The following is a 12,337-nucleotide window of genomic DNA, read 5'->3' as shown; positions in this document are numbered from 1 at the left end:
CCGGATGCTCGACCACTTCACCGGCCACGGCGCCACCGACGCCGGGGGACTGCTCACCCTCGGCTGGCACCGGCCCTTCCGCGGCATCCTCCAGGGGTATTCCGGGCCGGCCTCGCCGTACTGGGCGAGCAAGGGCTTCATCGGCCTGGCCCTGCCGTCCGACCACCCGGTGTGGACCGAGGAGGAGACCCCGCTCCCCGTCGAGCAGGGCGACTTCACCCGGGCGCTCGCCACTCCCGGTTGGCTGGTCTCCGGCACCGCCGCGGACGGCGTCGTACGCGTCGTGAACCACGGCGGCGACCACACCGACCGGGCCCGCCCCCACGGTGACGACCCCTGCTACGCCCGCCTGGCCTACTCGACGCACACCGCGCCCGAGACACCCGGGGATCCCACGGTCGCCGGCGGCAGCGCCGACGCCGACCCGCTCGACAACGCGGTGGTCTTGCTCGACGCCGAGGGCCGCGCCTCCCACCGGCGCCCGGCGACCACGATCTCCTTCGCCGACACGACGGCGGTGTCCCGCAGCCGCGCCCACTGGCTGACGGACGCCACCTGGAACTCGTTCGGCGGCCCCGACGTCCGGTACACGCTCGGACCGTGGATCACCGTCGGTTCCGCGCTGCGGGGCTCGGTGGAGGTCAGGGCCGTACGGGTCGACCCCGCCGCGGGCGAGTCCGGCCCCGGACACGTCCTGCGGGTCGGCGGCTGGGCCCTGCCCGTCGACGCGGACTTCACGGACGGCGGCACCGGCCGGGTGGACGGCGCGGACGGCCTGGTCTCCGCCGTCGTCGGCGCGTACGGACTGCCCCGTACGTCGGTGGTGCCCGGCTCCGACAGCAACGCGTTCGGTGCCGCCTCCGCCACCCCCGTCGTCGCGACCGACGGCCCCGTGACCCACGGTGCCGTCCACGCCGCCCTCGTCCACCTGGGCGGCACCGCTCCCACCGCCCTGCCCGAGGTCACCACCGGAGAGAAGGACGGCACCTTGCTCGTGGACGTGGCCTGGCCGGATGGCACACGGGACACCCTCCGACTGCCCGCCCCGGACCCCTCGTACGACCCCTGGAAGGACCGGCACCGCGCATGACGGGCCGCCGGATCACCGAGACCCGGCGACTCGGGTGCCGGACCGGATCGTCCGGCAGCCCCTCAGGCACCTGGATGCACCAACCCTACGAACGGCTGGACAAAATCGATGACCGACGCAAGGACCACTGACCCCAACCGCCTCCTCGGACCGGACGGCGGCCTCCCGCAGACCCTCCCGCCGTGGACGCACCGCGACCGGCTGCGCATCACCGGAGTCCGGGCCGTCGTCACCGCCCCCGAGGGCACCCCGCTGATCGTGGTCCGGGTCGACACCAGCGACGACGGCCTGTACGGGCTCGGCTGCGCCACCTTCACCCAGCGCTACGCCGCGGTCGCCGCCGCCGTGGACGAACACGTCGGCCCGCTCGCCGTCGGCCGCCACCCCGCCGACATCGAGGACATCACCCGGCTCGTCCACTACTCCTCGTACTGGCGCAACGGGCCGGTACTCAACAACGCGCTGTCCGGACTCGACCAGGCGCTGTGGGACATCGCGGGCAAGCGCGCGGGGCTTCCCGTACACGAACTGCTCGGCGGTCGGGTACGGGCCGCGGTCGAGGTCTACACGCACGCCGCCGGCGCCGGCATCGGCGAAACCCTCGACCGCGCCGAGGAGCTGCTCGACGCGGGCTACCGCAACGTACGCCTGCAGACCGGCCAGCCGGGCCTCGGCACCTACGGCGCCCCGAGCACCCGAGGCGGCTACCCGCGCTCCCCGCACCCCGACGGCTGGGACCCCGAACGGTATCTGCGTGCCACCCCGGCCCTGTTCGCCGCCGCCCGGGAGCGGCTCGGCGAGGGCGTCAACCTCATGCACGACGTACACAGCCGGCTGACGCCCAAACAGGCCGTGGTGCTGGCCAGGGCCCTTGAGCCGTACGGACTCTCCTTCCTGGAGGATGTCGTTCCACCCGAGCACTACGACCGCCTGCCCGAGGTCCGCGCCGCGTCCCCGGTGCCCATCGCGGTGGGTGAGCAGTTGGGCTCGGTGACGGACGCGGCACGGCTCGTGCGGGACGGCGGAGTCGACCTCCTCCGTCTGCACACGTCCTCGGTGGGCGGGCTGACCCCCACCCGGAAACTGGTCGCGCTGTGCGAACTCCTCGGCGTGCGCACGGCCTTCCACTCCCCGGGCGACATCTCACCGGTCGGTGTCGCCGCCAATCTGGCGGTGGACATCTCGACACCGGCCTTCGGCTTCCAGGAGTCGCACGAGTACAACGAGGCGACGCACGAGGTCTTTCCCGGCACACCGGTGGTGGACAACGGGTATGTGCGCCCCTCCGAGGAGCCGGGGTGGGGCATCGGCCTCGACGAGAAGGCCGCCGAGCGCTTCCCGCCCGTGAAGTTCCTGCACGACCGGTGGGCGGCGCAGGTCCGGCGGCCGGACGGGGCGCTGGAGGCGCCCTGAGCCAGAGCGTGAGGGAGAACGTGGGGGCCGTTGGATCCGGCGGCCCCCACGCTCCGTCACTCGTCCGTGGCCGCCGCCGCGGACGTGGCCTGGCCGATCCCCTGCGCCCCGGCCGCGGCGCCGCCCGCCACGCCCTCCACCATGTAGCGCTGGAGCAGGACGAAGACGACCACGATCGGCGCGGCCACGATCACCGTGGCCGCCGCGATCAGCGGCCACTGCAGCGTGTACTCACCGAAGAAGGAGAACAGACCGCGGGTCACCGGCCACAGGGTGGAGTCGTTCAGCATGACCAGTGGCAGGATCAGGTTGTTCCAGGACGCCACGAAGCCGAAGACCCCGAAGGTGGCGAGCGCCGGTTTCATCTGCGGGATGATGATCCGGAAGCTGAACCGGACATACCCGCAGCCGTCCATCGCCGCCGCCTCGCCCAGTTCCCTGGGGATGGACTTGATGTAGCCGACGAAGAAGAAGAAACCCGCGCCGGTCAGTGACGTGAGCACCAGGTAGCCGACGCGGTTGTTGTACAGGCCGAGTTTCTGCGCCTCCACGAACAGCGGGATCAGTCCCGCGGGCAGGAAGCCGGAGAAGACGAAGAAGGCGTACAGGACGTTCGAGTGCCTGAACCATCCTCGTGAGATGGGGAAGGCGAGGAACACCCCAGCGTCAGCGTGATCACGTTCGGGACCACCGCGTACAGCAGGGAGTTGAGTATCTGGCTGCCGAAGCCGCCCTGCGACCAGGCGTCCTTGAAGTTGCTGAACGTCCACTCGGGCCGGATCGTGGCGCGCATGGTCGAGAAGATCACCCCCGAGCCGCAGCCCGGCGCGGTCGTCGCACAGATCGCCGCCCTGGGTGAGAAGGTGCTCCACTCGGCCGGGAGTCCCCCGCGCGCGGACGGCTTCCTCGGCGTGGGGGTCGCCGTGCCGGGCCCGGTCGACACGGTCTCGGGCACGGTCCTCGACCCACCGCTGACGGGGGTGCTTCGCGACGTGCCCCTGCGCACCCTGCTCGAACAGCGTCTTCCGTTCCCGGTCCTGGTGGAGAAGGACTCCACGGCCGCCGCCGTCGGCGAGCGCTGGATCGGCCGCGACCGCCGCGCCCGCGACTTCGTCTACGTCTACCTCGGTACGGGGGTGGGCACGGGCCTGTTCCTCAACGGCGACATCTACCGTGGACTCATTGCGAACGCAGGCGAGTTCGGCCAACTGTGCGCGGTGACCCTCGGCCGGTACGAACGCGAAGGGAGCCCCGAGATCCTGCCCGGGTGCAATCCGGCCAGCCACGTCCTGAAGGAGCCCGGCACCGCGCGCACGCCGACGGTACGGGGCCCCCAGGCCGTCGGCCGGGGCACGCTCGCCGCCATCGACCTGCTCGATGTCGGCCTGGTCGTGGTCGGCGGCCCCTATTGCACGGGCCGGGCGGCGGACCTCTACCTCACCGAGACCGAACGCGCCGTCAACGACTACCCCACCGCCCGCCGTCTGCGCCGCGTGCATGTCGAACGCTCCGTCAGCACGCACGAGGCGGCGGCGGTCGGCGCGGCCTCGACGCTCCTTCACGCGGCGTTCACGCCCCGGCTGCGCAAGGACCCCTGAGCCGGGCGGTTCCGGCACGCGCGGCACGGCCGGTGCCGGGTCGGCGGACGGGCTTCGGGTAGGGTGACCGCCGCCACGGGAAGGTTTGACTTACCGGGAATGAAGGGGGTGTTGTCGATGGCTGCGGTCCTCATGCCCAGCACGGTTCGAGTCCCGGTACGCGGGTGCGACCCGTCGGGCGCAGGATCTGTCGGGCGACCTGACGACGGCGGTCTTGGAGTCTGTGACGGGTATCCGCGTGATCAAAGGCTTCCGCCGGAGCGACCACCGGATCGCCCGGTTCCGTGACCAGGCCAGGAGGGCGCGCAAGGCCGAGTTGCACAAGGCACGGCTTCTTGGCGGCATCGCGGTGCCCATCAGCGTACTGCCGGGACTCGCCATGGCAGGCGCGCTGCTGACGGGTGCGGTCCAGGCGGCACACGGGCACCTGTCGACCGGGACGCTGTTGGCGTTCATGGGAACGGTGGCCGCGCTACGCCCGGCGATCGAGCAGACAGGGGGGCTGCTGGCCGTATGCCATGACGGGGCAGCAGCTGTGCACAGGTACTTCGAGGTGCTCGACCAACCGCACGGTGCCAAGCCACGGCTGGAGCCCGGCGCGCCGTACACGGCGGTGGGCGAGGACGGATCCGGCGCGAACCGGGACACGGGCGGAGCGGCCCTTGCCTGCCCTGGCGGTCCCCGCTCTCAGCAGCCGGCCGAGCTGGTGTTCACCGGAGTCGGCTTCCGCTACCCCAACGCGCCCGCCGACGATCCGCCGGCACTGCACGACATCAGTCTGCGTGTCGCGCCCGGTGAGACACTGGCCGTGGTCGGGGCTACCGGAAGCGGCAAGACCACACTCGCTTCTTTGGCGGCACGGCTGTACGACCCCACCGTCGGCCGCATCACACTCGATGGCGTCGACATGTCGGCCATCTCCCGTGCCGAAGTGCGGTCCATGGTGGCCATCGCTTTCGACGAACCAGTCCTGTTTTCCGGCACCATCTCGGACAACGTCCTCATGGGTGCGGAAGCCGACCCGGGTGAGCTCGACCGGGCTCTGCGGGCCACCTGCGCCGACCAGTTCGTGGACCGACTGGCCGAAGGCCGTCGAACCCGTGTCGGTGAGAACGGGATGTCGCTCTCCGGCGGTCAGCGGCAGCGGATCGCGCTGGCGCGGGTCATGGTGCGCCGTCCTCGGGTCGCCGTCCTGGACGATCCGCTGTCGGCCTTGGACATGCGCACCGAGGCTCAGGTCCAAGACGCACTATGGGAGGTGCTGGCCTCGACGACGGCGGTGGTGATCGCCCATCGGCCGTCGACCGTGCTGATGGCCGATCGGGTCGCGGTGCTGGCCGGCGGCCGGGTGACCGCCGTTGGCACGCACGAGGAACTGCTGCACACCAGCTCGGCATACCGGGCCTTGATGACACCGATCGAGATGACGGTCGGCCCGGGGGAGGGGCTCTGATGCGCCGGTCGGCACGCACGTCGACATCCCGGGCGCCGAGGCCACGGCCCGATGACTCCCTCGCTGACGACGACGGTCCGGACGGGCCCACGACAGCCACCGACCCGGCCGCCGCGAGCGGCGAGCCGGACGACCTGCTTGAGGCAACGCCACCGAGAGGGGCGGCCGGGCGCCTGCTCCGCTCGGTACTGGGATCGGACATCCGGCGCCTCTGGCCGGCCGCGGTGATCGTCCTGCTCCAGCAGGCGACCGCGCTGGCCGGGCCGGTGTTCGTCGCCATCGCCATCAACCGGGCGATCCCGGCGCTGCGCGCCGACGACGCGAAACCCCTCATCGCCATCGCCATCGGCTCCGCGTGCTGTGTCACGGCTGCCGGCCTGCTGCAGAACACGTTCATCCGGTTGTCCGTCGGAGTCGGGCAGAACGTGATCACCGAACTCCGTACGCGGCTGTTCACCCACTTGCAGACGCAGAGCGTGGCGTTCCACGACGAGCACGCCTCCGGCACGCTGGCCTCCCGGGCGTCCAGTGACGTCGAGGCCGTCCGCCAGTTCTTCGGCAGCGGGATCGACCAGATCATCACCGCGGTGGTGTCCCCGGTCTACATCTCCTCGGTGCTGCTGGTGCTCGACTGGCAGCTCGGCGCCGCTGCGCTGGCCGCGATGGCACCGATCTACTGGACCATGCGCTCCTTCCGCGGACGCTCGCTCCAGGTGTACCGGCGGCGCTCGACGGCGGCCGGCGCGGCGGCCGGCGACATGAACGAGACCTTCGCCGGCATCCGCACCGTCCAGGCATTCGGCCGCGAAGGCATCAACGAACGCCGGTTCGCACGGCTCAACCAACGACACCGGCAGGAGAACCGACAGGCCGAACTGGAAATGGCACGTTACGTGACCTCCTCGCGCCTCGTAGCCAACATCGCCGTGGCAGGACTGGTGCTGTGGGGCGGATACCGTGTGGCCTCCGGCACACCGGAGTTGGGCACCTACGCAGGCGTCGTGCTGTACCTGCGGGACCTGTACGACAAACCACTCAGACTCGGTGGTGTCCTCGACGCCTACCAGGCAGCGGCGGCATCACTGGGCAAGATCGCGGTGCTGCTGGCCATCCGGCCGACCGTCGTCGAACCTGCCCGTCCCGTCTCCCTCCCCGCGCTCTCCGGACACTCCGCCGGACGTCGAGTGCGCTACGAGAACGTCTCCTTCGCCTACCACAGCGGGCATGAGGTGCTGCGCAGCCTCGAACTCGACATCCCGGCAGGCCAGACGGTCGCGCTGATTGGCCCTTCGGGCGGCGGAAAGTCCACGCTGGCCAAGCTGCTCGCGCGGTTCCACGATCCAACCGACGGCCGTGTCCTCCTCGACGGGGTCGATCTGCGATCCCTCGCGACGACCGAGCTGCGCCACGGCGTGGTCATGGTCCCCCAGGAAGACTTCCTGTTTTCCGGCACCGTTGCCGAGAACATCGCGCTGGCGCGTCCCGACGCCACGCTCGACGAGATCCGACTCGCCGCCGAGGCGACCGGGGCCCATCGGTTCATCTCCGCCCTCCGGGACGGCTATCAAACCGAGGTCGGTGACCGCGGTGGCCGCTTCTCGTCGGGCGAGCGGCAGCTGATCGCCTTGGCCCGTGTCTTCCTGGTGAACCCCTCCGTCATCGTGCTGGATGAGGCCACCGCGGCCATCGACATCCCGAGCGAGCGCGCGGTGCAGGACGCGATGCGCACGGTCTTCCGGGGGCGGACGGCGCTCGTCATCGCTCACCGGCTGTCGACGATCCAAGTCGCCGACCGCGTACTGGTGCTGGCCGACGGCCGCGTCATCGAGGACGGCACCCCGGCCACGTGCCTGCCGGCAACCTCATCCGCTCGGTTCAGGTGGGATGGTGATACGTGCTGAGGATGCCGCCGAGCCGTTGACGTCGTCGTCATCCGAGGTGCCTTGCTGATTGCGCGTGCTGAAGCGTGAAGAACTCCCCTCATCGCAGGCCACAAGACACTCCTTCACTTTCCCAGACGTCATCCACAGGCACCGGCCGTGGCTTGCGGTTTAGTCTCATGGGAGTTGATGTCCTCAGCTTCGGGAGGATGGCCTTGGCCGTGCACGTGACCGTGTGGGATGACCGCGATCAAGTCGGGGGAGGCCGGGCCCCGACAGCTTCGATGGTCCCGGTGACCCCGGTGACCCCGGTGACCCCGGTGACCCCGGTGACCCCGGTGACCCCGGCGGCCGCTGCCGCCCCCGCCCTCTTCATCCACAACATCTTCTCCTGGGGCAGCGACTCCACGTACGGGTTTGCCGGGCAGCGGCCCCTCGCGGACGGCCGGCGGCTCCTCCTGATGGATCGCCGGGGTTACGGCGACAGCCCGGACACCGCGCGCAGCGACTTCGACGTCGACGCCGAGGACGTCGTGGAGGTTCTCGGCGACGGGGCCTTGGTGAGGCTCGGCGGCGCCCACCTCGTGGGGCACGGGAACGGCGCCGTCGCCGCGCTCATCGCCGCCGCGCGCCGACCCGACCTCGTCCGCTCCCTTGCCCTCATCCAACCCTCCGCCTTCACCGCCGCCGCGCACCATCCAGTCGTCGCCGACCTCCTCGACCGGGTGCGCGACGGCGCCCCGGGCATCCCGGACGGCGTCACGCCGGAGCAGTATCTGCGTGCGTCCACCGAGGGGCTGGGGATGGCTGTGCCCGAGCCCACGCCGCGCCGGCTCCGTGCCGTTGCCACCTCCATGAGAGAGCGGCCCATCTGGGAGGCGGAAATCCCGCTGGAGGTGATCCGGGGCGCCGCCCTGCCGGTTCTGGTGATCTGCGGAACCTGGGAGCGCGCGCCGGCCGCGTACCGCGAGCACGTGGGGCTCCCCCTCATGGCCGTGGCCGAGTCCCTCACGGACTCCCTCGGGGGCCGCCTCCTGCGGGTGCCCGGGTACTACCCGCACACCCAGGAGTCCGCCGTCGTCAACGCCGCCCTGCGGGAGTTCTGGGGCTGACCCAGTGGCCAAGCCGCCCCCACCGCACCTTTCCCAACGGCGGCCTCCGCTGCGGACACCGCGGATCGCCCGGTCGCGAAGGCCGCGGCGACCAGGGCGACCAGGGCGACCAGGACCGCGGCGAGCGCGGCGACGGCCGCGGCCGAGACGTGGAGCAGGGCCGCGGCGACCACGGCGCCGCCGAGCATCGCGGCGATGGAGCCGGCCCGGCGGAGGACCTTCGCCCGCTGTCCTCCGCCGAGGGCGCTGTCGGCGGTCAGCGCGGTGAGGGTCAAGGTCAGCACGGACGTGTTGAGGTCGGGTACGCCGAAGTGGCGGACGGTGCTGTTCTGGAGTCCGGCTGCCAGGGTGAGGAGTGCGATGGACACGTGGGCGAAGAGAGTGTCGGCGGGTGCGCTTCCGCGGTCCGGTCCTGCCCCGTCGGGCGTCAGCAGACTGCTGCCGCTGACCAGTGCGACCAGAGCGAGCAGCGCTGTCGCATCTGCCGGTGGTCAACAGTGAGTTGACCGACGTCGGCGCCGACACCAGCGGTCGCATCACCGACGGCACCCGCGGCGCGGTGTGGAGAGCTGGACCAGGAGGGTTGCGACGCCGAGGATGGATGCCGGAACCAGCGACACCACCGATGAAATGAGATCAGCCGACGCTGAGGTCGAGCCGGCCAGGCCGTCCACACCTGCGATATCGAGATGCCGGTGCTCGGACGGACCGGTAACTTCACCGGGATGGCGCGCGAGGAAGTGTTGCAGGACGCGGCTCATCGGCTGGTCGTACGGATCGGTGACACCGTCCGCAGGCCCGCCCAACCGTGGACGCCCACGATCCACGCGCTTCTGCGGCACCTGGAGCAGGCCGGCTTCCGCTACGCGCCCCGGCCGCTGGGATTCGACGACGAGGGCCGCGAGGTCCTCACCTACATCGACGGCGACGCCGGGCCCCTGGCCTGGGAGAAAGTGGTGTCTGACGACGGGCTGCGCGCCTTCGCCCGGCTGTTGTGCGACTACCACGACGCGTGCGCGGACTTCTCACCCCCGTCCTGGGCGACGTGGTCAGGGGACGGTACCGGCCTCGGCGACGCGGACGTCGTCTGCCATGGAGACTTCGGCCCTTGGAACGTCGTCTGGCAGGGCGACCGGCCGGTGGGCATCATCGACTGGGACTTCGCTCGCCCCGCGCCGCGATTGCGCGATGTGGCCTACGCGCTGGAATACGTCGCCCCGTTCCGCGACGACGGCGAGTGCCTGCGGTGGCTGCACTACCCCGTACCGCCGGACCGGCGCCGACGGTTGGACGTCTTCTGCACCGCCTACGGGATCGACTCGACCGGGATCGTCGACGCCGTCATCGCCGGACAGCGCGACAACGCCGACCTCGTGCGCCGCCTGGCCGGGCAAGGGCACGAGCCCCAAGCCACATGGGTATCCAACGGGCTGCTGACCCAACTCGGCAACCGCGTCACGTGGAGCCTGACGCATCGGAACCTGTTCGAGTAGTGGCTCACCCGTCACGAACCGCGCTTCCGGCCCATGACCGCCTCTGACCAGGCCACCCACACGCGCAGGGAGTTCCACGGCTTCCCTTCGGTGTGGCCGGAACGAGGACGAGCACTGTGGAACTCGGCCGGTGGTCCGACGCATCCGGCGGCGGGTGAAAGTGTGTACCCGACGGTCGGGAGGCAAGTCGCGGGGCGAGTCGCCGACGTGACGCCGTTGTCCCATGCGGCGGGCAGGTCATCCGGCCGGGTTTGCGGTGAAGCGTTCTTCGGCGACCGTGCGGGCAGCGCGCACGAAACCGTCTCGGAGGGCCGCGAGGCTGCGCGGATGCCAGGCGAGGACCAGCATGGTGCCGGGATCGTCGGCCAGGGGGACGGCGACGACATCGGGGCCGAGCCTGTGCCTGATGCTTTCGCCGACCACCACGACGAGCTTGCCGAGCGCCACGAGGTCGACGATCTCGTGGAGGGCGGTGGATGGTGGGCATGGCTGGTAGGCGGGGTCCTGTCGTAGCTCACCGACGCTTACCTCGGGGTATGCGGCGTAGCGGTGCCCGGAGGGGACCAACGCGACCGAACGCTCGGGAATCAGCTCCTCGGTGCGCACCTCGCTGAGGTCGTCGGTGCCGCACAGCAGCCCGACGTCCGCCGTCCCGTCACGCAGGGCACCCGCCTGGTTGTCGGTGAAGACGATGTGGACGGGCAGGGCGTCGTCCTGCCGTTCGTAGACCTGTAGGACGTCGGCGAGCAGTCCGGCGGATGTTCCCGGCCGTGCCGCCACGATGAGACGGTCTCCGCGGGCCGCCTGGCGGGCGCGGCGCGGGGCTGCCGCGATCGCCTCCAAAATGGTCTGTGCGTCCGCGAGGAAGGACTCGCCGGCCGGCGTCAGCTCCACCCGCCTGCTGGTCCGGTGGAGCAGTGCTGTCCCGACGCGGCGTTCGAGGCGGGCGATCGCCCGGGAGAGGGGCGGCTGGCTGATGCCCAACCGCTCGGCCGCCTTCGCGAAGTGCAGTTCCTTCGCGACCGTGACGAAGTAGTGCAGCTCGCGGGTTTCCAACCAATCCATACCTTCAGGGTAACGAACCTGTTCGAAACAGTCATGGCTCCCTGGTGCCTTGAGTGCTCAACTGGAAATCACCGATCGCCACGGTCAGGCATTTCGGGCATCGTCGGTGGCCGGCGATGCCGGGACGCTTTCCGGATCGAGCACTTATAAGACCACTTCCGTATATGGAGAGGGCATGACTGAGATTCCTACGGCGGCCGGCAGTATCGACTCCTCTCGGCTCGGTAATACCCTTGTCCATGAGCACGTGTTTGCCATCGGCGAGGAATACCGCCTCAACTACGACACGACGTGGGACGAGGAAGAAAAGGTCGCCCAGGCGGTGTCCGATCTCAACGGGCTGAAAGCTCTGGGAATAGACACGATCATGGATCCGACCGTTCTCGGGCTCGGCCGTTACGTTCCCCGCATTCAGCGGGTGGCGGAGCAGACGGAACTCAATATCATCGTCGCCACTGGGTTGTACACCTTCAATGATCTGCCCCCGCAGTTCAGCTATCGTGGTCCGGGGGAGTTCGTGGACATGGCCGAACCGCTGACCGAGTTGTTCATCAAGGACATCACGCGGGGTATCGGCGACACGGGAGTGCGCGCTGCCTTCCTCAAGTGCGCTATCGACGCCCCTGGGATGACTCGTGGGGTGGAGCGGACCATGCGTGCGGTGGCGCAGGCCAGTATCGAAACAGGCGCACCGATCACCGTCCATACGCATGCGGCGTCCAGGTCGGGGCTGGTGGCGCAGCGCCTCTTCATCGAGGAAGGCGTGAGTCCGGCCAAGGTGGTGATCGGGCACTCCGGAGACTCGACCGATATCGAATATCTCACCGAGTTGGCGGACAACGGTTCGCTGCTGGGTATGGACCGATTTGGCGTCGATGCATTCCTGCCGTTCGAGCAGCGCGTAGCGACCGTCGTGGAACTTGTCCGCCGGGGCTATGCCGAGAGTGTTGTCGTCTCGCACGACGCATCCTGCTATATCGACTTCTTCGAGTCCGGTGAATTCGGGGACAAGTGGAACTACCGGCACATCAGTGAGGATGTTCTGCCTGCCCTGCGCGCGGCCGGTGTTTCCGAGGACGACATAGACACGATCCTCGTCAAGAACCCGAAGCGCTATTTCGAGTGAGAGCGGCCGTGCAGCGAGCGGCCGGCCCTCGCCGAGCCCCGGCCGCCCACGCACTCGCCCGGATCGGTGACATCGGAGTACGACGGCTACGGCGCAGCCCACTGGGA

At 70.1% G+C, this 12,337-nt stretch carries 11 protein-coding genes; 8 read left to right on the top strand and 3 right to left on the bottom strand.

What is annotated here, in order from left to right:
• Together ACFY2B_RS41535 and ACFY2B_RS41530 are read left to right on the top strand one after the other, a co-directional pair.
• Window positions 1–1,090: DUF2264 domain-containing protein (locus ACFY2B_RS41535; RefSeq protein WP_390768252.1), on the top strand; the 1,090-nt coding region annotated here is incomplete at its 5' end.
• A gap of 108 nt (window positions 1,091–1,198) precedes the next feature.
• Window positions 1,199–2,503, top strand: coding sequence for an enolase C-terminal domain-like protein (locus ACFY2B_RS41530; protein WP_390768251.1), 1,305 nt, complete (start codon window positions 1,199–1,201; stop codon window positions 2,501–2,503).
• Window positions 2,504–2,559: 56 nt separating this feature from the next.
• Here the strand turns inward: ACFY2B_RS41530 and ACFY2B_RS41525 are convergent, their stop codons facing one another.
• Window positions 2,560–3,162 (bottom strand): carbohydrate ABC transporter permease, encoded by a 603-nt coding sequence (locus ACFY2B_RS41525; RefSeq protein ID WP_390768250.1) that lies wholly within the window; start codon window positions 3,160–3,162, stop codon window positions 2,560–2,562.
• Window positions 3,163–3,174: 12 nt separating this feature from the next.
• On the opposite strand from ACFY2B_RS41525, the gene ACFY2B_RS41520 reads away from it, so the two are divergent.
• The 4 genes from ACFY2B_RS41520 to ACFY2B_RS41505 all read left to right on the top strand — a co-directional run bounded on the left by ACFY2B_RS41520 (window position 3,175) and on the right by ACFY2B_RS41505 (window position 8,546).
• Window positions 3,175–4,101 carry an ROK family protein gene (locus ACFY2B_RS41520; protein WP_390768249.1) on the top strand — a complete coding sequence of 309 codons (927 nt, stop codon included), beginning with the start codon at window positions 3,175–3,177 and terminating at the stop codon, window positions 4,099–4,101.
• Window positions 4,102–4,222: 121 nt separating this feature from the next.
• Complete coding sequence (locus tag ACFY2B_RS41515) at window positions 4,223–5,554, top strand: ABC transporter ATP-binding protein (RefSeq protein ID WP_390768256.1); 1,332 nt, start codon at window positions 4,223–4,225, stop codon at window positions 5,552–5,554.
• Window positions 5,554–7,455 carry an ABC transporter ATP-binding protein gene (locus ACFY2B_RS41510; protein WP_390768248.1) on the top strand — a complete coding sequence of 634 codons (1,902 nt, stop codon included), beginning with the start codon at window positions 5,554–5,556 and terminating at the stop codon, window positions 7,453–7,455. The genes ACFY2B_RS41515 and ACFY2B_RS41510 overlap by 1 nt, the downstream gene beginning before the upstream one ends.
• Before the next feature lie 188 nt (window positions 7,456–7,643).
• Window positions 7,644–8,546, top strand: coding sequence for an alpha/beta fold hydrolase (locus ACFY2B_RS41505; RefSeq protein WP_390768247.1), 903 nt, complete (start codon window positions 7,644–7,646; stop codon window positions 8,544–8,546).
• Here the strand turns inward: ACFY2B_RS41505 and ACFY2B_RS41500 are convergent.
• Window positions 8,486–9,016, bottom strand: a complete 531-nt coding sequence (locus tag ACFY2B_RS41500) for a DUF1275 family protein (protein ID WP_390768255.1) — start codon at window positions 9,014–9,016, stop codon at window positions 8,486–8,488. The two genes, ACFY2B_RS41505 and ACFY2B_RS41500, sit on opposite strands and share 61 nt — an antisense overlap.
• A 255-nt stretch (window positions 9,017–9,271) precedes the next feature.
• Here ACFY2B_RS41500 and ACFY2B_RS41495 point away from each other — a divergent pair, with 255 nt between their 5' ends.
• The gene (locus ACFY2B_RS41495) at window positions 9,272–10,039 is read left to right on the top strand and encodes an aminoglycoside phosphotransferase family protein (RefSeq protein ID WP_390768246.1); all 768 of its coding nucleotides are present in this window, start codon (window positions 9,272–9,274) and stop codon (window positions 10,037–10,039) included.
• A gap of 237 nt (window positions 10,040–10,276) precedes the next feature.
• On the opposite strand, the gene ACFY2B_RS41490 is transcribed toward ACFY2B_RS41495, so the two are convergent.
• Window positions 10,277–11,104, bottom strand: a complete 828-nt coding sequence (locus ACFY2B_RS41490) for a LysR family transcriptional regulator (protein ID WP_390768245.1) — start codon at window positions 11,102–11,104, stop codon at window positions 10,277–10,279.
• A 49-nt stretch (window positions 11,105–11,153) separates the two neighbouring features.
• Here ACFY2B_RS41490 and ACFY2B_RS41485 point away from each other — a divergent pair, with 49 nt between their 5' ends.
• Complete coding sequence (locus ACFY2B_RS41485) at window positions 11,154–12,230, top strand: phosphotriesterase (protein WP_390768244.1); 1,077 nt, start codon at window positions 11,154–11,156, stop codon at window positions 12,228–12,230.
• Window positions 12,231–12,337: the final 107 nt, after the last annotated feature.

Source organism: Streptomyces sp. NPDC001270 (genome assembly GCF_042896695.1).
In the GTDB taxonomy this organism is placed as follows: domain Bacteria; phylum Actinomycetota; class Actinomycetes; order Streptomycetales; family Streptomycetaceae; genus Streptomyces.
Note: the sequence above shows the minus strand (reverse complement) of the source record. Positions and strands in the feature narration are given on the sequence as shown.

What these genes read in the sequence shown, in the direction of transcription:
- ACFY2B_RS41505 (WP_390768247.1), top strand. Translation starts at nt 7,644, where the DNA reads ATGGCCTTGGCCGTGCACGTGACCGTGTGGGATGACCGCGATCAAGTC.
- ACFY2B_RS41490 (WP_390768245.1), bottom strand. Translation starts at nt 11,104, where the DNA reads ATGGATTGGTTGGAAACCCGCGAGCTGCACTACTTCGTCACGGTCGCG.
- ACFY2B_RS41510 (WP_390768248.1), top strand. Translation starts at nt 5,554, where the DNA reads ATGCGCCGGTCGGCACGCACGTCGACATCCCGGGCGCCGAGGCCACGG.
- ACFY2B_RS41530 (WP_390768251.1), top strand. Translation starts at nt 1,199, where the DNA reads ATGACCGACGCAAGGACCACTGACCCCAACCGCCTCCTCGGACCGGAC.
- ACFY2B_RS41495 (WP_390768246.1), top strand. Translation starts at nt 9,272, where the DNA reads ATGGCGCGCGAGGAAGTGTTGCAGGACGCGGCTCATCGGCTGGTCGTA.